Source organism: Streptomyces sp. NPDC002463, from assembly GCF_042889835.1.
GTDB classification, from domain to species: Bacteria; Actinomycetota; Actinomycetes; order Streptomycetales; family Streptomycetaceae; genus Streptomyces; species Streptomyces nymphaeiformis.
Map to the genome: position 1 here is coordinate 249,698 of NZ_JBIARL010000013.1, position 20,100 is coordinate 269,797.

Annotated in this window: 18 protein-coding genes; 11 read left to right on the forward strand and 7 right to left on the reverse strand. The window is 74.0% G+C overall.

The window, feature by feature from the left end; all coding sequences use genetic code 11:
- Nucleotide 1: 1 nt before the first annotated feature.
- A complete protein-coding gene (locus tag ACFYX3_RS26330; protein WP_376591028.1) occupies nt 2–655 on the reverse strand; it encodes a MerR family transcriptional regulator in 654 nt (217 codons plus the stop codon).
- Between the two features lie 157 nt (nt 656–812).
- Here ACFYX3_RS26330 and ACFYX3_RS26335 point away from each other — a divergent pair, with 157 nt between their 5' ends.
- Nucleotides 813–2,174, forward strand: coding sequence for a DUF3533 domain-containing protein (locus tag ACFYX3_RS26335; RefSeq protein ID WP_389017979.1), 1,362 nt, complete (start codon nt 813–815; stop codon nt 2,172–2,174).
- Nucleotides 2,175–2,205: 31 nt separating this feature from the next.
- On the forward strand, nt 2,206–2,841 hold the full coding sequence (locus ACFYX3_RS26340; protein ID WP_389017982.1) for a nucleoside/nucleotide kinase family protein: 636 nt from the start codon (nt 2,206–2,208) through the stop codon (nt 2,839–2,841).
- Between the two features lie 59 nt (nt 2,842–2,900).
- On the opposite strand, the gene ACFYX3_RS26345 is transcribed toward ACFYX3_RS26340, so the two are convergent.
- Nucleotides 2,901–3,644 carry a hypothetical protein gene (locus ACFYX3_RS26345; protein ID WP_382659227.1) on the reverse strand — a complete coding sequence of 248 codons (744 nt, stop codon included), beginning with the start codon at nt 3,642–3,644 and terminating at the stop codon, nt 2,901–2,903.
- Between the two features lie 96 nt (nt 3,645–3,740).
- Here ACFYX3_RS26345 and ACFYX3_RS26350 point away from each other — a divergent pair, with 96 nt between their 5' ends.
- From ACFYX3_RS26350 to ACFYX3_RS26365, 4 genes are all read left to right on the forward strand, one after another.
- Nucleotides 3,741–4,262: a tetratricopeptide repeat protein gene (locus tag ACFYX3_RS26350; protein WP_389017986.1), complete on the forward strand. Its 522-nt coding sequence runs from the start codon at nt 3,741–3,743 to the stop codon at nt 4,260–4,262.
- Nucleotides 4,263–4,265: 3 nt separating this feature from the next.
- On the forward strand, nt 4,266–5,138 hold the full coding sequence (locus ACFYX3_RS26355) for a LysR family transcriptional regulator (protein WP_389017989.1): 873 nt from the start codon (nt 4,266–4,268) through the stop codon (nt 5,136–5,138).
- Between the two features lie 49 nt (nt 5,139–5,187).
- Nucleotides 5,188–6,147, forward strand: coding sequence for a hypothetical protein (locus ACFYX3_RS26360; protein WP_376591040.1), 960 nt, complete (start codon nt 5,188–5,190; stop codon nt 6,145–6,147).
- 112 nt (nt 6,148–6,259) lie between these two features.
- A complete protein-coding gene (locus tag ACFYX3_RS26365) occupies nt 6,260–7,402 on the forward strand; it encodes an aminopeptidase P family protein (RefSeq protein ID WP_389017993.1) in 1,143 nt (380 codons plus the stop codon).
- Nucleotides 7,403–7,408: 6 nt separating this feature from the next.
- On the opposite strand, the gene treZ is transcribed toward ACFYX3_RS26365, so the two are convergent.
- Together treZ and ACFYX3_RS26375 are read right to left on the reverse strand one after the other, a co-directional pair.
- Nucleotides 7,409–9,160 (reverse strand): malto-oligosyltrehalose trehalohydrolase, encoded by a 1,752-nt coding sequence (gene treZ / locus ACFYX3_RS26370; RefSeq protein WP_389018113.1) that lies wholly within the window; start codon nt 9,158–9,160, stop codon nt 7,409–7,411.
- A gap of 52 nt (nt 9,161–9,212) precedes the next feature.
- Nucleotides 9,213–10,202: a GNAT family N-acetyltransferase gene (locus tag ACFYX3_RS26375; RefSeq protein ID WP_389017997.1), complete on the reverse strand. Its 990-nt coding sequence runs from the start codon at nt 10,200–10,202 to the stop codon at nt 9,213–9,215.
- Nucleotides 10,203–10,337: 135 nt separating this feature from the next.
- Here ACFYX3_RS26375 and ACFYX3_RS26380 point away from each other — a divergent pair, with 135 nt between their 5' ends.
- The 3 genes from ACFYX3_RS26380 to ACFYX3_RS26390 all read left to right on the forward strand — a co-directional run bounded on the left by ACFYX3_RS26380 (nt 10,338) and on the right by ACFYX3_RS26390 (nt 12,760).
- Complete coding sequence (locus ACFYX3_RS26380) at nt 10,338–10,886, forward strand: FHA domain-containing protein (RefSeq protein ID WP_376591046.1); 549 nt, start codon at nt 10,338–10,340, stop codon at nt 10,884–10,886.
- Between the two features lie 291 nt (nt 10,887–11,177).
- Nucleotides 11,178–12,185, forward strand: a complete 1,008-nt coding sequence (locus tag ACFYX3_RS26385; protein WP_389018001.1) for a cytochrome P450 — start codon at nt 11,178–11,180, stop codon at nt 12,183–12,185.
- 86 nt (nt 12,186–12,271) lie between these two features.
- Entirely contained in the window at nt 12,272–12,760 is a 489-nt protein-coding gene (locus ACFYX3_RS26390) for a hypothetical protein (RefSeq protein WP_389018004.1), read from the forward strand.
- Here ACFYX3_RS26390 and ACFYX3_RS26395 read toward each other — a convergent pair.
- Nucleotides 12,738–13,301 (reverse strand): hypothetical protein, encoded by a 564-nt coding sequence (locus tag ACFYX3_RS26395; RefSeq protein WP_389018007.1) that lies wholly within the window; start codon nt 13,299–13,301, stop codon nt 12,738–12,740. The two genes, ACFYX3_RS26390 and ACFYX3_RS26395, sit on opposite strands and share 23 nt — an antisense overlap.
- 44 nt (nt 13,302–13,345) lie before the next feature.
- Nucleotides 13,346–15,664, reverse strand: coding sequence for a malto-oligosyltrehalose synthase (treY, locus tag ACFYX3_RS26400; protein ID WP_389018116.1), 2,319 nt, complete (start codon nt 15,662–15,664; stop codon nt 13,346–13,348).
- A 99-nt stretch (nt 15,665–15,763) separates the two neighbouring features.
- On the opposite strand from treY, the gene ACFYX3_RS26405 reads away from it, so the two are divergent.
- Nucleotides 15,764–16,996, forward strand: a complete 1,233-nt coding sequence (locus ACFYX3_RS26405; protein WP_389018119.1) for an MFS transporter — start codon at nt 15,764–15,766, stop codon at nt 16,994–16,996.
- Here the strand turns inward: ACFYX3_RS26405 and glgX are convergent.
- Nucleotides 16,965–19,085, reverse strand: a complete 2,121-nt coding sequence (gene glgX / locus ACFYX3_RS26410; RefSeq protein WP_376591054.1) for a glycogen debranching protein GlgX — start codon at nt 19,083–19,085, stop codon at nt 16,965–16,967. The genes ACFYX3_RS26405 and glgX overlap by 32 nt on opposite strands.
- Nucleotides 19,086–19,224: 139 nt before the next feature.
- Here glgX and ACFYX3_RS26415 point away from each other — a divergent pair, with 139 nt between their 5' ends.
- Nucleotides 19,225–20,067, forward strand: coding sequence for a Tat pathway signal sequence domain protein (locus tag ACFYX3_RS26415; protein WP_389018010.1), 843 nt, complete (start codon nt 19,225–19,227; stop codon nt 20,065–20,067).
- Nucleotides 20,068–20,100: the final 33 nt, after the last annotated feature.

Below are 20,100 nucleotides of genomic sequence, written 5' to 3' on the forward strand. Positions count from 1 at the left end.
CCTACGGGTTCTCGGGCGTGCGCGCCCACGCCGCCCTGCGGCGGGTCTCGCTCTCCTGGGCCATACGACGCAGCAGGGCCAGGACCGGTTCCAGGAGGAGGACGACGACGGCGGCGTGCTCGGCGAGCTTGAGCCGGTCCTCGGAGTCGTCGAGCTCCTCGACCCGGTCGACGTCGAGCTTCGCGGCGGCCGCCGCCAGTTCGGCGTACGGCAGGAGGTCCCCGGTGCCGTACTCGACGCCGAGGCGGCTGAGGTCCATGAGGCTCGCGGCGAGGGCGCGGCGGTGCGGGGAGTCGGGGGAGACGTCCCAGCCCATGGCGCGTACGAGCTCGTCGACCCGGGGGGCCTGCTCGTCCACCGCGTCCGTCTCGGCGGCGTCGACGGGCGTCGGCAGCGCGTAGTGCACGACGCCGAGCGTCGCGAGCGGGTCGAGCGGCTCGTCGATCGCCGTGAGGACGTCACGGGTGGCGGCGATGGACAGGCCGCCGCGGGCGGTCAGGGCGCGGATCAGGCGCAGGCGCTGGACGTGCTCGTCGCCGTACAGGGTCAGCGTCGCCCCGAGCGGGCGGCCGGGCGGCAGCAGGCCTTCCCGCAGGTAGTACTTGATCGTTCCGACCGGCGTTCCGGACAGACGGCTCAGGTCAGAGATCTTCATGCGCACTCTCGCTCGACGCTCTTCGGGTGTGATCAGTCTCCCAGGCCCACGAATGGACAGCTTCTCTGGATAGTGCCACTCTCTAGCTAGAGAGTGAAGGTTTCTAGTGTCATCGCTGAGCAGCGACGACGCCCCATCGAAGCGGGAGCCCCCTGTTATGCCCGAACCCACCCACCCGCTGCGCGTGAGCGCCCGCGGGCTGCTGCGCCGGCGCGGCGTGTGGCTGCCCTCGGCGGTGATCCTCGGCCTGCTGTCGTTCGTCCTGTCGCTGCTCTACCTGGGCGCCAACAACGACCCGGCCGGCTACACGAAGGACCTGCCCATCGCCCTGGTCGACACGGACGAGGGCACCCGGGTCGCCGGGAAGGAGATCGACCTGGGCGCACAGATCACCGCGAAGATCACCGGGTCGGCCGACCTCAAGGAGAAGGTCGACTGGAAGCAGGTCGACCGCCGCACCGCCGACGACCTCCTGGCCCGCGGCAAGGTGTTCGGCGCCCTCGTCATCCCCGACGACTTCTCCGCATCCGTGGCCGCCCTCGCCGGGCCCGCGCAGCGCACACCGCACCCGCCGACCATGACGGTCCTCACCAACCCCGCCGCGGGAAGCTTCGGGTCCGCCATGGCCACGGAGATCAACCGCAAGGTCGTCGCGACCACCTCCGCGGAGGTGGGCAAGCAGCTGAGCCAGGCCGCCGCGCACCAGGCGGCGCAGGCCGCCAAGGCGCACCCCGCCCCCGGGCACGCCGCCTCCGCTCAGGCCGCCGCGCCGGGCGCCGCCGCGCAGCTGATGATCGCCGACCCGGTCCACATCTCCGTCCAGGAGGGCCACCCCCTCGGACAGCACAGCGGCCTCGGCCTCAGCGCCTTCTTCTACGCGCTGATCCTCGTCCTCGGCGGCATGCTCGGCGCCAACGTCATCCACATGCAGGTGGACACCGACCTCGGCTACGTCGCCAGCGACAAGGGCCCGTTCCGTGCCCTCAGGCCCGTCCAGCACGCCACCCGGGTGCACCACTTCCTGGTCTGCTCGGTGCTCATGGTCGTGCTGTCGATGCTGACCTCCGCGCTCGCCATGATCGCGGCCGTCGACGTCGTCGGCATCGACGCCTCCCACCGGCCGATGCTGTGGTTCTTCGGCACCTGCGCCACGGCCGCCATGGGCATCACCGCGCTCGCCCTGCTCGCCGTCTTCGGCACCCCCGGCCCCATCGTCTCGATGCTGGTCCTGATCGGCCTCGCCATCCCGTCGGCCGGCGCCACCATCCCGATCCAGGCGCTCCCGGACTTCTACCGCTTCCTGGCCGAATTCGAACCGTTCCGGCAGGTCGTCGACGGCGTCCGGTCCATCCTCTACTTCGACGCACAGGTCGACGCAGGACTCGGCCGCGCCTGGACCATGGTCGGCATCGGCTTCGCCGTGTCGCTCGTCCTCGGCCTCGCCTTCACCTGGTTCTACGACCGCCGGGGCCTGCACCGCTCGACGCCCCACCTGGCACAGCCGGTTCCCGTCGGCTGAGAGGGGCCGGGGTCGCGGCGGCGGTGCGAGAATGCCCCGCATGGACGTGCAGGAGTTCGACCGGCTCGCCGCCCGAGCGCGAGGACTCGCCTCGCCCGGGCGGCGGCGGATCCTCGGGATCGCCGGGGCGCCCGGGGCCGGGAAGTCGACGCTCGCCGAGCGGCTCGTCGCCCGGCTCGACGGGCTCGCCGTCCTCGTCCCGATGGACGGGTTCCACCTGGCGCAGGCCGAGCTGGAGCGGCTCGGACGGGCCGGCAGGAAGGGCGCGCCGGACACCTTCGACGCCGCCGGGTACACCGCGCTCCTCACCCGGCTGCGCGCCCCCGTCCCCGGCGTCACCGTCTACGCCCCGGCGTTCGACCGCTCCCTGGAGGAGCCCGTCGCCGGGGCGATACCCGTCGCGCCCGAGGTTCCCCTCGTCGTCACCGAGGGGAACTACCTGCTGCACGACGAGGGCGCCTGGGCCGGGGTCCTGCCCCTCCTCGACGAGGCCTGGTACCTCGACCTGGACGCCCGCCGCCGCGTCCCCCGGCTCGTCGGGCGGCACGTCCGCTTCGGCAAGGACCGGGCGCACGCCGAGCGCTGGGTCCGGGACTCCGACGAACCCAACGCCCGCCTGGTCGCCCGCGGCCGCGACCGCGCCCACCTCGTCGTACCGATGGACTGATCCGGCCCGATCCGCATGTCCCGACCGGGCCCGACGCGGTCTGATCCGGAAGACCGGGCCTACGCGGCCTGCTGCGCCGCCACGCGCGACGCGTGTTCCGTCGCCGCCACCGCCAGCGCCCGGACGATCGGGTGCGGGCGGGTCCCGTCGCCCGCCAGTTCCGGCTGGAAGAGGGTCGCCAGGAAGAAGGGGTGCGAGGGGAGTTCGGCGATGCGGATGCCGCCCTCCTCGTCCGCGCCCGAGAAGCGCAGGCCGTGGGCCCGCAGGGTGTCCAGGTGGCGGCTGTCGGCGCCGTAGTTGCAGTGGTAGCGCTCCGTCGTCCGCTCCGCGCCGAGCGCCTTCTCGGCGAGCGTGCCCGGGGTGACGCGTACGACGCCCTCGTGGCCCACCAGCGAGCAGGCGAGCGGTGCGATCAGCAGGTCGCCCGGGTCGGCCTCCGGGTCGTTCTCGGCGTGCGCCGCCCGCTCCAGGCCGCAGACGTCCCGCGCGTACTCGATCAGGGCGTGCTGGAAGCCGGCGCAGGTGCCGAGGAAGGGGATGCCGTCCTCGCGGGCCGTACGGATCGCCGCGAGCGCCCCCGCCTCGCTCGCGTACGGGCTGCCCGGCAGCACCCACACCGCGTCGAAGCCCTTCACCGCGCCCGGGGCCTCCGCGTCGCCCGTCGGGATCCAGTACGCGTCGAGCGCGAGCCCGTCCCGCTCGGCGAGGGCGTCCAGGAGGACCGGGACGCGGACGTGCGAGCGGACGTGCGGGGAGCGGTCGCCGACCAGGGCGATACGGGGGGTGTGCGTGTTCGTGTTCATGTCCCTCATGCTCGGCCGCGCCCCTCGTTCACGTCCAACGATGATTCATGGACTCGCCATCACGGATGCTTATGTCGCTCCCGTTAGGGTGGCCGCATGACGAACGATCACGACTGGGAGACCCGCGTCGCCGCCCTCTGGGCGCGCCTCGACGACCTGGAGCCCGCCGACTTCCGCGCGCAGGTCGCCGCCCTCGCCGCCGAGCGCTCCGACGACGCGGCCGCCGTCTTCGAGCAGGGCGCCGCCCACGACTCCACCGGCATGCCCGAGGAGGCCGTCGTCCACTACCAGCGGGCCCTCGGCCTCGGCCTCACCGGGCTGCGCCGCCGCCGCGCCGTCATCCAGCTCGCCAGCAGCCTGCGCAACCTCGGCCGTCCCGACCGCAGCGTCGAACTCCTCACCGCCGAACGGGAGATCCCCGCCGACCGGCTCGACGCCGACGAGCAGGCCCTCTCCGGCGCCGTCGACGCCTTCCTCGCCCTCGCCCTCGCCGACACCGGCCGCGACCGCGAGGCCGCCTCCCTCGCCCTCGGTGCCCTCGCGCCCCTGCTGCCCCGCTACAACCGCTCCCTCGCGTACTACGCCAAGGACCTGTTGAAGACTCCCTTCGGGTCCTGATCCGTGGACCCGCACCTCCTCCGCACGTACGTCACCGTCGCCCGCCTCGCCTCCTTCTCCGAGGCCGCGCGCGACCTCGGCTACACCCAGTCCGCCGTCTCCCAGCACATCGCCGCCCTGGAGTCCGACCTCGGGCTCCCCCTGCTCACCCGGCGGCCGGTCGCCCCCACCCCGGCGGGGGAGCGGCTCCTCGAACACGCCGGGGCGCTGCTGCTCCGCCTCGACGCGGCCCGCGCCGACCTCGAACGGTTCACCGCCGCGTCCCGCACGACCCTGGGCGTCGCCGCCTCCCCGCTCGCCCTGACCGCCCGTATCGTCGCCGCCCTGCCCGCCACCGGCGTCACCCTGCACGCCCTGCCCCGCGAGCGGGTGCCCGTCGCCGTCGCCACCGGCGAGGCCGACGCCGGGCTCGTCGACGGCATCGCCGCCCCCAGCGACCCGCTGCGGCTCCCCGACGTCGCCCCGCTGTCCGCGACGCCCGTCGCCGAGGAACCGCTCGCCGTCGTCCTGCCCGACCACCACCCCCTCGCCGGACGTCCCGGGCTCCGCCTCGACGACCTCGTCGACGCCCGCTGGCTGGACGCCCCCGCCGCCGGCATCCCCCTCGACCGGCTCCGGGCCGTGCACGGCGGGCCCGCCGGTCGCGGCTTCCGCCCCGGCCTGCGCTACGACGGCACCGACACCCGCACCCTCGCCGTCCTGGCCGCCGCCGGGCACGGTCTGGCCCTGCTGCCGCTGTCCGCCGCGCAGGGCGCCACGGCCGTCCCCCTGGTCGCGCCCCGGCTCGTGCACCGCACCGAACTCCTCGTCCCGGCCGGCGCGCACCCCGAAGCCACGGGACCGGTGGCCGAGTTCACCGGACGGCTCAAGCGCTGACACCCGCAGTCGCTACCCTGTGCCCAACGGCGACGGAAGGCGGACGGGCGTGGGGTGGCTGCGACGAGGACCCAGGCGGGACGGCGACGACGCACCGAGGGACCCCGAGTTCGCGTACTTCTCCCAGCGCGAGGCCGCGGTCTTCCGCGGCCGCGTCCGCGAGACCTTCGCCGAACTCGGCCTGGAGGTCACCGTCTACGCCGGCCACGTCGTCGACGACAAGGGCCGCCGCTTCGGCCTCGGCAACCTCGCCGCCGTCTGCCACCAGGACCCGCGCGGCCCCCGCGTCTGGCCCGGCATGATCCAGCGCCACGTCGGCCTCGTCGTCCGCGCCATGGACGGACCCTCCGCGCTCGACACCCTGCCGCCCGAGCAGATCCGCGCCCAGCTCTATCCCCGGGTCGTCAGCGGCGACGGCATCGACGCCGGCGCCTTCGGCTACGCCAGGACCGTCGCCCCCGGCCTCTACGAGGTCCTCGCCCTCGACCTGCCCGAGAGCGTCATGATGCTCACCGACGAGGCCCTCGAACGGCTCGGGGACCACGCGCAGCTGCGCGACCGGGCCCTGCGCAACCTGCGGGGACTGCCCGTCGAGGAGCACGAGACCGTCCGCGACGCCGACGGCATGTGCTTCGAGATCATCCTCGGCGACTCCTTCTACACCGCGAGCCGCGTCCTCGACCTCGACGGCGTCGTCCGGCGCGTCACCGGCCTCCCGCTCGGCGAGCACGGTGCCCTCGTCGCCCTGCCCTTCCGGCACCAGCTCGCCTTCCACCCCATCCGGGACACCTCGATCATCCCGGCCCTCGGCGCGATGGCCTCCTTCGCCGCCGCCGGGTACGAGGACGTGCCGGGCGCCATCAGCCCGTACGTCTTCTGGTGGCGGGACGGCACGCTCACCCAGCTCAGCGAGCACGACGAGGAGCGGGGCGACCTGCGGATCGTCGTCGGCGACGACTTCCAGGAACTCCTGGAACGGCTCATCGCCCAGGGCCCCGACCGCCGCTGACCCCGGCCCGGTCCCGGCCCGGCCCGAGCCGCCCTCCATCCGGTCGCGTCCCGCGCCCCCGCCCGGCAGGATGCTGTACGACGACGATGTCGAACAGCCGAGGAGAAGTCCCATGCCGCGCACGGAAGCCCCCGAAGACGTCGTGCCCTTCACCGCGGACGACTACCGGGCCCGGATGGCCCGGGCCGCCGAGTCCGCCGCCGAGGCCGGACTCGCGGGCGTGCTCGTCGCCCCCGGACCCGACCTGGTCTACCTCACCGGCTACCAGCCGACCGCGATCACCGAGCGGCTCACCGTCCTCGTCCTCGCCGCCGGGCAGGAACCGGTGCTCGTCGTCCCGACCCTGGAGGCGCCCGACGCCGAGAAGGCCACCGGCGCCGCCGCGCTCACCCTGCGGGACTGGACCGACGGCAAGGACCCGTACGCCGTCACCGCCCCGCTCCTCGACGCCGACGGCCGCTTCGGCGTCAGCGACAACGCCTGGGCCATGCACCTCCTCGGCCTCCAGGCAGCCCTGCCCGGCACCTCGTACGTCTCCCTCACCGAGGCCCTGCCGATGCTCCGCGGCGTCAAGGACGCCCACGAGCTGGCCCGGATCGCGGCCGCCGGGGCCGCCGCCGACCAGGCGTACGGCGAGATCCTCAAGGTCCGCTTCGCCGGCCGCAAGGAGACCGACGTCGCCGCCGACCTCGCCCGGCTCCTCATGGAGTTCGGACACTCCCAGGTCGACTTCACCGTCGTCGGATCGGGACCCAACGGCGCCAACCCGCACCACGAGGCCGGCGACCGGACCATCGAGCGCGGCGACATGGTCGTCCTCGACTTCGGCGGCCTCAAGCACGGCTACGGCTCCGACACCACCCGCACCGTCCACGTCGGCGAGCCCACCGACGAGGAGCAGCGCGTCCACGACCTCGTCCGCGAGGCCCAGCAGGCCGGCTTCGAGGCCGTACGCCCCGGGGTCGCCTGCCAGGAGGTCGACCGGGCGGCCCGCAAGGTCATCACGGACGCCGGCTACGGCGAGTACTTCATCCACCGCACCGGCCACGGCATCGGCGTCACCACCCACGAGCCGCCGTACATGATCGAGGGCGAGGAGCTCCCCATCGTCCCCGGCATGTGCTTCTCCATCGAGCCCGGCGTCTACCTCCCGGGCCGCTTCGGCGTCCGCATCGAGGACATCGTCACGGCGACGGAGGACGGGGCGGGGCGCCGCTTCAACAACACCCCGCACGAGATGGCGATCGTGGAGTAGTGCGTATCAGCCGTCCGTGAGGACGATCGCCGACTCGCCGGGCAGGCGGAGGATGCCGTCCGCCGCCGGGGACTCGACCGGGTCCCAGGCGGCCAGGACGCGGTCGCGGCCGTTGGAGCCGAGCGGGATCACCGCCGGCTCCTTGCCCAGGTTCACCGCCACCCGCAGGACGCCGCGCCGGAAGACCAGCCAGCGGGCCTCCTCGTCGAAGGCCGCCTTCACCCCCGCCAGGTCCGGGTCCGTCAGGTCGGGCAGCGTGCGGCGCAGGGCGATGAGCTGGCGGTGCCAGGCGAGGAGCCGCTTGTGCGGGTCCCGCTCGCGCTCGGTCCGGTCGAGGACCGAGCGGTCGCGGGTGGCCGGCTCCTGCGGGTCGGGGACCTCGTCCTCGGACCAGCCGTGCGCGGCGAACTCCCGCTTGCGGCCCCGCCGTACGGCCTCCGCGAGCTCCGGGTCGGTGTGGTCGGTGAAGTACATCCAGGGCGTGCTCGCGCCCCACTCCTCGCCCATGAAAAGCATCGGCACCGAGGGGCCGGTGAGGACGAGCGTCGCCGCGCAGGCGAGCAGGCCGGGGGAGAGGGAGGCGGAGAGGCGGTCGCCGAGCGCCCGGTTGCCGATCTGGTCGTGCGTCTGCGCGTACCCCAGGAAGCGGTGGGCGGGGGTGCGCTCCCGGTCCACCGGCCGCCCGTGGTGGCGGCCGCGGAAGCCGGAGTACGTGCCGTCGTGGAAGAAGACCCGGGTGAGGGTCTTGGCGAGCGCCGCCATCGGGGCGCGCGCGAAGTCGGCGTAGTAGCCCTGGGATTCGCCCGTCAGGGCGGTGTGCAGGGCGTGGTGGAAGTCGTCGTTCCACTGGGCGTGCACACCGAGACCGCCGAGCGTGCGCGGGGTGGTCGTGCGCGGGTCGGCGAGGTCGGACTCGGCGATCAGGAAGTGCTGGCGGCCCTGTTCCTTCGCCAACACGTCCACGGCGGCGGAGAGTTCCTCCAGGAAGGTCAGGGCCCGCGTGTCGGCGAGGGCGTGCACGGCGTCGAGCCGCAGCCCGTCGATCCGGTAGTCCCGCAGCCAGGCGAGCGCGCTCCCCAGGAAGTACGCCCGGACCTCGTCCGAACCCGGCGCGTCCAGGTTCACCGCCGCGCCCCACGGCGTGTGGTGGGTGTCCGTGAAGTACGGCCCGAAGGACGGGAGATGGTTCCCGGACGGGCCCAGGTGGTTGTGCACCACGTCGAGGACGACGCCCATGCCGAGGCCGTGCGCCGCGTCCGTGAACCGCTTCAGCGCCTCGGGACCGCCGTACGGCTCGTGGACCGCCCACGGCGCCACCCCGTCGTACCCCCAGCCCCGCACCCCGGGGAACGGGCACAGCGGCATCAGCTCCACATGGGTGATGCCGAGGCCCGCGAGCTCCCCGAGCCGCGCGGCCGCCGCGTCGAGCGTGCCCTCCGGGGTGAAGGTGCCGACGTGCAGCTCGTACAGGACGGCGCCGCGCAGCCGCAGCCGCGGGGACTCGTGGCTCCAGGTGTACGCCGAGTGGTCGACGACCGCGCTCAGGCCGTCGGGCCCGTCGGGCTGCCGGCGGGAGCGCGGGTCGGGCAGCACGGGCCCGCCGTCGAGCGAGAAGCCGTACCGGTCGCCGTCCGCGGCGGGCACCACGCCCGACCACCAGCCGTCCCGCTCGGCGTCCCGGTCCAGGGGATGGTCGGAGCCGTTCAGCTCCAGCGCCACCCGGTCACGGGCGCTCGGCGCCCACACCTCGAAGAGCACGGGGATCCCCTCGTCGACGGTCAACCAACGGCTACCGCGACCATCCTGGCAGTCAGGAACCCGACTCGCCCGGCGCGTCCCACACGTAGTTGATCGCATGCTCGAATGCGACGTACCCCGCGCGGGCGAACGACGCCGCCATCGGCACGTTCCCCAGGTCCGTCGCCGCCCGGATCCGGGGCACCTCGGCGGCGGCCAGGATCCGGGTCCCCTCCGCCAGGATGTCGTCGACGTACCCGTGCCCGCGCCGGGCGGGCAGCACACCGATGTACGCGATCGTGTGGTGGTAGTTGTTCCGCGCGGGCACGACGAAGCCGACCGGCTCGCCGCTCCCCGGCAGCTCGGCGATCCGCCACCACTCGCGCGGCGAGGAGTAGTTCGCCAGCTCCTCGTCGAAGTGGAGCTCGGCCGCCTCGCGCACCGAAAGGCCCGAGGCCAGATCGGCCTGGCCGTGCGCGTCGAGCGTGCCCTCCATCACCGGCGTCATCAGCGCGAGGAGGTCCTCGCGGTCCCGCACCGGACGGAACTCCAGACGGCCCTTCGGTTCCGGTACGGGGGTGCCGGGGCGCCATTCCAGGCGCAGCCGCTCCACCAGCGGGCGGGCGCCCGTGCGTTCCAGGACCGAGAACACGGACTCCAGGACGGAGCGGGTCTCCGGGACCTCGCGCCAGTCCGCCGGGATGAACCGCCCGAACTCGGGGCGGGACGCGCCCGCCGGGATCACCGCGGCCGTCGCCGTCTCCAGGAGCCGCAGGCCGACCTCGGCGCGCTCCTCGGCGGACAGCTCGGGGGAGAGGTCGAAGAAGTCGAGCGCCTGCGGGTCGACGCCCGCCGTGTGCGTCCACCAGGACAGCCGGCCGAGGAGCCGGTCGCCGTCGAGCGCCACCCACATCCACGCGGGGAGACGGAGGCCGGTGGCGAGGTCGTCGGCGAGCTCGTGGTCGAGCGAGTACGTGAGGCGGAGGAAGAGATCGAGTTCCTCCGGCCCGGCGAGCGGGCGGATGACGAGGTCGGTGGCGGACGGTGCGGAAGACGTGGTCACGTCGTGGTTCCCCCGGGGGATCATGTGGTTGGCGAGCCCACGGACCGTAACAGCGATGTCGCCGTATCGGTACGGAATTTCCAGGTCAGCGGCCCTTCTGGACACGTCGGGGCCGACCGACGGACAATCAGTTGCGTGACGACCCCTTTCGAGCTTCCCGCGAACTCCCCTCGGCTGACCGACGCCGAACGGGACCGCGCGCTGGGGCTGCTCCGTGAGGGTGCCGCCCAGGGCCGCCTCTCGCACGACACCTTCCTCTTCCGGATGGAGCGCGCGCTCCAGGCCCGCCGGCCCGACGAACTCGCCCTGCTCACCGCCGACCTGCGGACCGAGGGCACCTGGACCCGGCGGGTGGTCGGCGCGGTCGAGCGGATGTCCGCGTTCACGGCGCGGATCGGGCGGGCCTGGAGCGCGGAGCGGCTGCCGAAGCTGCTGCTGCCGCTGCCCGGCCCGCATCCGCTGCGGATCGGGCGCGACCCGGTCAACGGGCTGCGGCTCAGCCACGAGACGGCCTCCCGGCTGCACGCCGAACTCTCGCTCCAGGGCGGGCTGTGGGTGCTGCGGGACCTCGGCTCGACCAACGGCACCACGGTCAACGGGCGGCGGGTCACCGGCGCCGTGGTGGTGCGGGCGGGGGACGTCGTCGGCTTCGGCCAGATGTCGTTCCGGCTGTCGCACGACTGAGCCCGGCCTTCACCCGTTCGGCGGTACGCGGCGGGCGGTGCGGTCCGTGCGGTGATGGGCTGGGCAGCACGCGCGCCACGATCTCCGGCCGCGCCACCCACCCGCCGATCGACAGGGGGCGAGATGAGCGACGCGCCGAACCACGAGCCGGACCGGGGCATACGGAGCGCAGGGCCGGAGGGCGAGCCTGACCGGGGCGTGCGGAGCGCACGGCCGATCCACGAGCCTGGTCGGGCCGTACGGAGCGCGGGACCGGAGGAGTCCGGGGATCCCTGGACCCGTCTGCCGTCCATGGCTCCGGCTGCGCCGTCGGGCCCGGCTTCCAGCCCCGGTCGTGTACGGCCCCTGGCCGGTGCGGTCGCCGCCGGGACCGTCCCGCCGAGCGGGCGGACCGTCGCGCCCAGCCCCCTCGACCCCGGCGCCACGCTGAACCCGCACGGGATCCACCGGACCCTGCGCGAGGAGTTCCCGCTCACGTACGACCCGCTGCTGCGCGCCTGGGTCCTCAGCCGGTACGCGGACGTGGCCACCGCGCTCACCGACGGGCGCTTCACGCACGGGCACCGGCCCGGCGACCCGCCGTGCGCGCGGGCCCACGTCGACGTCGACGCCGAGGCCCTGCGTGCGGTCACCGAACGGACGGCCTACGTCCTGGCCCGCCGGATCGCCGAGCGGCCCCAGGCCGACCTGGTCGCCGACTTCTGCCACTGGCTGCCCGCCGGCACCGTCGCCGCGGCCGTCGGCGTGCCCTACCGCGACATGATGCGGCTCGTCCGCGGCCGGGCGGCGGGCGCGCTCGCGGGGGAGTGCGGCGGCCAGATCGCCGTAAGGGAGAAGGCGCTCGCCTCCTTCCTCGGCAACGTCCTGTCCGACCCCGACCTGGTCGCCGCCCTCCGCGACGCGCCCGCGGGTCTCGTCGCCCGCGCCTGGACCGAGTCGCTGCGCCGGGACCCGCCCGTGCAGATCGCGGTGCGCCGCACCAGCGCCGAGGTGCCGGTGAGCGGCGGTGTCGTCCCGGCGGGCGCGTCCGTCGCCCTGCTCGTCGGCTCGGCGGGCCGCGACCCGGAACGCTTCCGCGAGCCCGACCGTTTCGATCCCTTTCGCAACGACCCGGGCCAGCTCACCTACGGCCCCGGCTTCTGCCCGGCCGTCCTCCTCGCCGGTCTCGAGGCGGAGTACGCCCTGCGCGCGCTGTTCACCGCGATGCCCCGGCTGCGGCTCGCCGACGGCTTCCGCCCCACGTCCACGGGCCTCATCACCCGCGCTCCCCGCAGTCTCATCGTCCGGCCGGGCGGCTGAGCGGCCCCTTCACCGCTGTTAGGGTGACGTGCGCCCGTCAACCGGACGCTCGAACCACCACTTTCCACGGGGATTCACATATGAATATGCGCCATGTTCGCGCCATCGCCGTCTTCGGCATCGCGGTCGTCGCCCTGACCGGCGCCCGCGGCTCGCACGGCGGCAGCTGCGGCGGCGGCCACAGCTCCGGCAGCCACAGCAGCAGCAACCACAGCGACGACCACGACGACACCTCGGGCAGCAGCTCCAGCGGCTCCGTGACGGGTGGGTCGAGCAGCGCGAGCAGGGCCGTGAAGGACGTGACCATCGACTCGTGCAAGTACGACCCGGCGACCAAGAACCTCGTCGCCCGGATCACCGTGAACAACGGCGGCGCCTTCGACTACGACTACAGCCTCACGATGAAGTTCAACGGCGAGGAGGGCTCCGGCGTCGTCCCGGTCACCGCGACGAAGACCGTCACCAAGGTCGCGGCGGGCGGCTCCGCGAGCGCCGAGCTGTCCGCCCCGTACCCCGGATCCGGCGACGCCTCCGAGTACACCGAGTGCTGGGTCACGCAGGCGTCCCGCTCCTGACCTCGGACGCCGCTGCGGCCGGGGTCGTACGGCCCGGCCGCAGCACCGAGGCGAGCAGCAGGGCGCCGGGGAGGACTCCGGCGACGGCCCGGATCGCGGCGACCGGGGCGTCGAGCCCCGCGAGGACCAGGCCCGCCGCGCCGCAGGCCGCGATCGACGCTCCCAGCACATGGAGCGCGGGCCTGCGCCAGGCGACCGCGAGGCCGGAGAAGTGCACGCCGACGACGAAGGCGATCCAGCCCACGGACGCCTGCGGGGTGTGCAGCACCTGGGCGATCACCACGAGGCCGGCCGCGAGCCCGGCGACCTCGGCCGCCACCACGTACCAGTAGCGCCGGCCGAACCGGGTGCCGGAGGGCGCCCCGGCCGGTGGGGCCGCCGCCCGGCCGCGCCGCCCGAGGACGGCCACCCAGAGGAACGCGGCGAGGGACAGCAGGCGCAGCGGCACGGCGACCGCCGTCGGCAGGGTGGCTGCGTTGGCCTGGATGAACACGAGCCCGAACGCGGCGCCGATGATCCGTCCGGTCTGATCTTTCGTCATGATCATCAGCTTGTCATGGCCGTGGCATCAACCCCTTCCCAGGTTCACTCCACCCGGGCGAGCAGCGCCACCGGCCGCTCCGCGAACAGTTCCGCCAGCTTCACCTCCGTCGCCGGTCCGCCCGTGAACTCCCGTACGCCGTCGAGCACGTCGGCCCAGCGCCCCTCCGGCAGCACCAGCTCCGTGTCCTGCCAGCCGCCCGCCTGCGCGAGCCGCAGCGAGAGCCGGGTCACGGCCGTCACCACCCGGCCGGAGCGGGCGAAGGCCAGGCAGTGCGCTGCCGCCGGACCCTCCGCCGGCAGCGGGACGTACGTGCCGGCCGCCCCGAAGGCCTCCGGGTGCGCCCGCCGCAGCCGCAGCGCCGCCCGGACGAGCGCGGTCCGCTCGTCCTCCGGGCCGACCGCGAACGGCGCCCGGTTGTCCGGGTCGACGAGCGCCCGGTACTCCCGCTCCGTGTTCTGGTACAGCTCCGGCACCCCCGGCATCGTCAGCTGCGCGAGCGCGGCGCCCAGCGCGTGCGCCCGGATGTGCGGCTCCAGGGCGAAGGCCGCCTCCGAGGCCGCCCGGAGCGGGATCCGGCCGGGCCCGGCCGCCGCGAACTCCGCCACCGCCCGCTCGTACGCGACGTCCGGCTCGGTCCAGCTGGTCCGGAGCCCCGCCTCCCGCACGGACTTGAGGATCGCGGGTACCAGCCGGTCCGGGTCCGGCGTGCCGAAGCCGAAGGCAGTCTGCCAGGCGGTCCACGCCACGTGCGCGTCGGGCGCGGGCACCCCGGCGACCTCCGCGAGGAGGTCCGCCCACACCTCCGGGCACTGCGCGAGCACCGCGATCGCCGCCCGGACGTCCGCGCTGCGCTTGGTGTCGTGCGTGGAGAGCACGGTGCCGGTGTCCGGCCAGTCCCGGGCGATCCGCAGGCAGTACGCGTGGAACTCGTCCACCGGCACGGCCGGACGCCCCGCGTCGCCGCCGACCTCGTTCGCCGAGAGCAGCGGCGCGTACCGGTAGAAGGCGGTGTCCTCCACGGACTTGGCCCGCAGCGCGGACGAGGTCTGAGCGAACCGCGCCCGGAACGCCCGGTGTTCGGGCCCGTCGCCGCGCGCCCCGAGCGCCAGGTCCCGTACGAGGTCGACCGCCGCCGCCTCCTCCGGCACCGCGAACGCGGCCTTCGCGCCGCGCGCCGCCTCCGGGGTCAGCACCTCCTCGCCGCCGGTCCGGTAGGGGCGGTAGACGGGGACCCGCACGAGCAGCTCCCGGATCGCGGTGCGCAGCGCCCAGGGGGCGTGGTCCCGCAGCGCGGGGTCGGCGGCGCAGATCCGGCCGGCGATCCGGGTCAGCGCGGCCGTCTCGGCGGCGAGGTCATGGCCGACCACCTCGTACGCGGCGCGGCGCGCGGTCGCCTCCCAGTGCCCGCCGCGGTCCGCGGCCTTCCCGACGGACTCCCGGTAGACGTCGGCGAGTTCGTCGGCGCCCACCGGGTCGGTGAACACGCCGTCGAGCTGCCGGAGCGCGTCGTACCCGGTGGTGCCCGCCACCGGCCAGCCGGCCGGCAGCGTCTCCCGGCCGGTGAGGATCTTCTCGACGACCGTCCAGCAGCGCCCGCCGGTCGCCGCCGCCAGGTCCTCCAGATAGCCCTGCGGGTCGGCGAGCCCGTCCGGATGGTCGATGCGCAGCCCCTCGACCACCCCGTCCGCGACCAGCTCCACGATCTTCGCGTGGCTCGCCGCGAACACCTCGGGGTCCTCCACCCGCACCCCGATCAGGTCCGAGATCGTGAAGAAGCGGCGGTAGTCCAGCTCGGTGCGGGCCAGCCGCCACCAGCCGAGCCGGTACCACTGGGCGTCGAGCAGCTCGTCGAGCGGCAGCCCCTCGGTGCCCGCGCGGAGCGGGAACTCCTGGCCGTCCAGGTGCAGGGACCCGCCGGAGACCCGGAACCGGTCCCGCACCTCCGGGAGCCGCGCGGGCAGCACGGGGAGCAGCACCCGGCCGTCCCCGGCCCGCCAGTCGATGTCGAACCAGCGGGCGTACGGCGAGTCCGGGCCCTCGCGGAGCACGGCGCGCAGCGCGTGGTTGTGGCGCGGGGAGGCCGCCATGTGGTTGGGCACCAGGTCCACGACGAGCCCGAGGCCGTGCGCCCGCGCGGTGGCCGCCAGGGCCCGCAGCCCCTCCTCGCCGCCCAGCTCGCCCCGTACGGACCGGTGGTCGGTGACGTCGTAGCCGTGGGTCGAGCCGGGCACCGCCTCCAGGACGGGGGAGAGGTGCAGGTGCGAGACCCCGAGACCGGCCAGGTACGGCACGGCGCGCTCGGCGGCCGAGAACGGGAACTCCGGCTGGAGCTGCAGCCGGTAGGTCGAGGTGGGTGGAATGGGCGTCATGCGAACGTACGTACCCCGTCGGAGGGCTTCTGTGTCATCGCCCCATGCACCCGTTCGAGTGCATCGCGTTACGTTCGCGTGATGCTCCGGATGTATCGCGACACGCTGTCCCTGCTCGGACCGGCCCTGCCGGTCGTCTCCTTCCTCGGCCGGCTGCCCACCGCCATGTGCCAGCTCGGCAGCCTGCTCCTGGTCGCCGAGACGAGCGGCTCGCTCGCCACCGCGGGCCTCACGGGCGGCGCGCTCGCCGCCGGACAGACGGTCGCCGGACCCCTCATCGGCCGGCTCGCCGACCGGCACGGCCAGCGTGGGATCGTCCTCGCGGCCTCCCTCGCCAACGCGGTCGCCGTCACCGCCCTGGTCCTCGCCGCCCTCGCCGACGCGGCCACCGGCGCGCTCATGGTGCTCGGCGCGCTCGCCGGGGCCACCGTCCCGCAGGTCGGACCGCTCGCCCGGACCCGTTCCGTGGCCCTCGCCCGCCGCTCCGGCGCGGACGACCGGCTCGTCGGCGCGGTGCTGTCCTTCGAGGGCACCCTCGACGAGGTCTCCTTCGTCCTCGGCCCGGCCCTCGTCGGCCTCGCCGCCGCCCTCGCGCACCCCGCCGCCGCGCTCCTCCTGGCGGCGCTCCTGCTCGCCGGCTGCGGGACGGCCTTCGCGCTCCACCCGACGGCCCGCGCCCTCGCGCCCGCCGTGACCACCCGTACGAGTGCCGCCGAACGGATGCGGCTGCCGGGATCCGCGTACGCCCTGCGCGGCACGATGGTCCTCCAGGGAGCCATGTTCGGCGCCTCGCAGGCCGGGATCACCGCCCTCACCGAGCAGCTGGGCGCGCCCGCCCAGGCCGGGCTCGTGTACGCGGCGATGGGCGTCATGAGCGCCGCCGTCGGCCTCTCCACGGCCGCCGTGCCCGCCCGCGTCGGGCTCACGACCCGCTGGCGGGCCGCCACCGCAGGGCTCGTCGTCCTCTCGGCGCCGCTGCTCCTGGTCGACTCCCTGGGCGCGCTGTACGCGGTCGTCGTCGTGCTCGGCGCCGCCTATGCCCCGCACCTGATCACCGTCTTCGGGCTCACCGAGCGGACCGTGCCGGCCGCCCGGCTCGCCGAGTCGATGGCCTTCCTCACCAGCGGGATCGTCGGCGGCCAGGCCCTCGCCCTCGCCGTCTCGGGCCGGCTCGCCGAGGGCCACGGCGCCCCCGCCGCCTTCGCGGTGGCGGTGGGAGCGGCCGTGGCCTGCGCGGTGCTGTCCTGGACGGTCCGGGTCGTGTCTCCCGTATCTCCCGTACGGGAAGAACTCAGGCCGGCCTCCGCAGCACCGTCAGGCTGAGCGGTGCGAGCGTCACCCGCTCGCCGGCCGCGATCTCCGGGCCCTCCTGCGGCGGCATGCCCTCCGGGTCCGAGGTGTCCACCACCATCCGCCAGCAGCGCCCGTGGCTGTCCGGGACCGCGAACTCCAGGTTCTTCGACGAGGCGTTGAACATCAGCAGGAAGGAGTCGTCGGCGATCCGCTCGCCCTGGGTGCCCGGCTCAGAGATGGCGTTGCCGTTGAGGAAGACGGTCAGCGCCTGGGCGTGCGCCGCCTGCCAGTCGCGGGAGGTCATCTCCTCGCCCTCGGGCGTGAACCAGGCGATGTCCGTCAGCTCGTCGTGCGTGCCCTCCACCGGCCTGCCGTGGAAGAAGCGGCGGCGCCGGAAGACGGGGTGGTCACGGCGCAGCCGGACCATCGCGCGCGTGAACCGCAGGAGCGTCGCCTCCGTCTCGCTGTTCTCCTTCGGCCAGCGCACCCAGGAGACCTCGTTGTCCTGGCAGTACGCGTTGTTGTTGCCGCCCTGCGTCCGCCCGAACTCGTCGCCGTGGCTGAGCATCGGCACGCCCTGCGAGAGCATCAGCGTGGCGAGGAAGTTGCGCATCTGGCGGGCGCGCAGCTCGGCGATCCCGACGTCCTCGGTCTCGCCCTCCACCCCGCAGTTCCAGGAGCGGTTGTAGCCCTCGCCGTCCCGGTTGCCCTCGCCGTTCGCCTCGTTGTGCTTGTCGTTGTACGAGACGAGGTCGCGCAGGGTGAAACCGTCGTGGCAGGTCACGAAGTTGACCGAGGCGAGCGGGCGCCGGCCGTCGTCCTGGTAGAGATCGGAGGATCCGGTCAGCCGGGAGGCGAACTCGGCGAGCGTGCGCGGCTCGCCCCGCCACAGGTCCCGCACGCAGTCCCGGTACTTGCCGTTCCACTCGGTCCACAGCGGCGGGAAGTTCCCCACCTGGTAGCCGCCCTCGCCCACGTCCCAGGGCTCGGCGATCAGCTTCACCTGGCTCACCACCGGGTCCTGCTGGACCAGGTCGAAGAACGAGGACAGCCGGTCCACCTCGTGGAACTGGCGGGCCAGGGTGGCCGCCAGGTCGAAGCGGAAACCGTCCACGTGCATCTCGGTCACCCAGTACCGCAGGCTGTCCATGATCAGCTGGAGCACGTGCGGGGAGCGCATGAGCAGCGAGTTCCCGGTGCCGGTGGTGTCCGTGTAGTACCGGCGGTCGTTCGACAGCCGGTAGTACGAGGGGTTGTCCAGGCCTCGGAAGGAGAGCGTCGGGCCCAGGTGGTTGCCCTCGGCGGTGTGGTTGTAGACCACGTCGAGGATGACCTCGATGCCCGCCTGGTGCAGCGCCCGGACCGCCGACTTGAACTCCAGGACCTGCTGGCCCCGGTCGCCCCAGGAGGCGTAGGCGTTGTGCGGGGCGAAGAAGCCGATCGTGTTGTAGCCCCAGTAGTTGGAGAGACCCGCGTCCACGAGCCGGTGGTCGTTCACGAACTGGTGAACGGGCATCAGTTCGAGCGCGGTGACGCCCAGTTCCTTCAGATGGCCGATGACCGAGGGGTGCGCGAGCCCCGCGTACGTCCCGCGCAGCTCCTCCGGAAGGTCCGGGTGCAGCATCGTCAGGCCCTTCACATGGGCCTCGTAGATCACCGTGTGGTGGTACTCGGTGCGCGGGCGCCGGTCGTCGCCCCAGTCGAAGTACGGATTGACCACGACCGAGGTCATCGTGTGCGGGCCCGAGTCGAGGTCGTTGCGCGCGTCCGGCCGCCCGAACGGGTAGCCGTACACCGCCTCGCCCCACTTCACCTGCCCCGACACCGCGCGCGCGTACGGGTCGAGCAGCAGTTTCGCCGCGTTGCAGCGCAGGCCGCGCTCCGGCGCGTACGGGCCGTGCACCCGGAACCCGTACCGCTGACCCGGCATCACGCCCGGCAGATAGGCGTGCCGCACGAACGCGTCGGTCTCGCGCAGCTCCACCGCCGTCTCCGAGCCGTCGTCGTGCAGCAGACACAGCTCGATCCTGTGGGCGGCCTCCGAGAAGACCGCGAAGTTGGTGCCCGCTCCGTCGTAGGTGGCGCCCAGGGGGTACGCCTGTCCCGGCCAGACCTGCATGGATATGACTCTTCCTCTTCTGTCCGGGTTTCATCCTCGTTCTTCGGCCAGATCCTGCCCGAAAGAGGCGCAACCTCCTAGGACTTCACCCCGTCCTACCGGGTGACCGCAGGACCAAGAGGGGGATAGAGGGGGAAGTGTGTACGAAATAGCGCGCCGCCACCTGGGGAAGGTGGTGGCCGGAGCGGCCATGGCGGTGACGGGAACCGCCGTCGCGGTCGCGGTCACCCTGCCGGGTTCGGCAGGGGCGAACGACACGCCGGGGGACCGCGGCACGGTCGCGGCGGGCGCCTCCGCGGGGGCCGGAGCGGACGGTACGGGCGGTACGGGCGGAGGGGGCGGGGGACAGGCCCAGGGGTCCGCGCCGCAGCCCGCCACCGTGGTCCCGCCGCCCGCAGAGGGGAAGAAGGGCGTCGGAAGCGATCCGCTCACCGACGACGAGCTCGCCCGTGCCGAGGCACTGGCGCTGACCCCGCCCGCCGCCTCCGCCCAACAGGACGTCACCGGCGGCCGGGGCCCGCAGCGCCTCGGCACCCGGCTCGCCGACCCGCTGCCGGGCGACGCGTCCCGCCGCGCCGAGGTCCGGCTCTACGACTACGCGCGCGACGAGCTCGTCACCAAGACCGTCAACCTCGACACCGGCAAGGTCGAGAAGTCCGGGGCGCAGCGCGGAGTCCAGCCCTCCGCCCATCCCGAGGAGCTGCGCGAGGCCCTGGAACTGATCCTCGCGAGCCCGCTCGGCAAGGGCGTCAAGGAGGACTACAAGGACGCCACCGGCAAGGAGCTGACCTCCAGCAGGCAGCTGTGGTTCAACGGCGACGTCTACCGCACCTACCGCGAGGCCGACGTGCCCGCGCAGCTCGCCCGTTGCGGGGAGCACCGGTGCGTCCGGCTCGTCACCAAGGTCCTCAACGGGGCCTGGATCGACACCCGGAACCTGATCGTCGACCTCTCCGCGAGGACCGTCACCCGCGTCGGCTGACCACCGGCCCGGCCACTCCACAGCCTCACGACA

Excerpts from the sequence above, each read along its gene's own strand:
- ACFYX3_RS26365 (WP_389017993.1), top strand. The coding sequence starts at position 6,260 with ATGCCGCGCACGGAAGCCCCCGAAGACGTCGTGCCCTTCACCGCGGAC.
- glgX (WP_376591054.1), bottom strand. The coding sequence starts at position 19,085 with ATGCAGGTCTGGCCGGGACAGGCGTACCCCCTGGGCGCCACCTACGAC.
- ACFYX3_RS26395 (WP_389018007.1), bottom strand. The coding sequence starts at position 13,301 with ATGACGAAAGATCAGACCGGACGGATCATCGGCGCCGCGTTCGGGCTC.
- ACFYX3_RS26385 (WP_389018001.1), top strand. The coding sequence starts at position 11,178 with ATGGCTCCGGCTGCGCCGTCGGGCCCGGCTTCCAGCCCCGGTCGTGTA.
- ACFYX3_RS26335 (WP_389017979.1), top strand. The coding sequence starts at position 813 with ATGCCCGAACCCACCCACCCGCTGCGCGTGAGCGCCCGCGGGCTGCTG.
- ACFYX3_RS26390 (WP_389018004.1), top strand. The coding sequence starts at position 12,272 with ATGCGCCATGTTCGCGCCATCGCCGTCTTCGGCATCGCGGTCGTCGCC.
- ACFYX3_RS26350 (WP_389017986.1), top strand. The coding sequence starts at position 3,741 with ATGACGAACGATCACGACTGGGAGACCCGCGTCGCCGCCCTCTGGGCG.
- ACFYX3_RS26405 (WP_389018119.1), top strand. The coding sequence starts at position 15,764 with ATGTATCGCGACACGCTGTCCCTGCTCGGACCGGCCCTGCCGGTCGTC.
- ACFYX3_RS26330 (WP_376591028.1), bottom strand. The coding sequence starts at position 655 with ATGAAGATCTCTGACCTGAGCCGTCTGTCCGGAACGCCGGTCGGAACG.
- ACFYX3_RS26340 (WP_389017982.1), top strand. The coding sequence starts at position 2,206 with ATGCCCCGCATGGACGTGCAGGAGTTCGACCGGCTCGCCGCCCGAGCG.
- ACFYX3_RS26345 (WP_382659227.1), bottom strand. The coding sequence starts at position 3,644 with ATGAACACGAACACGCACACCCCCCGTATCGCCCTGGTCGGCGACCGC.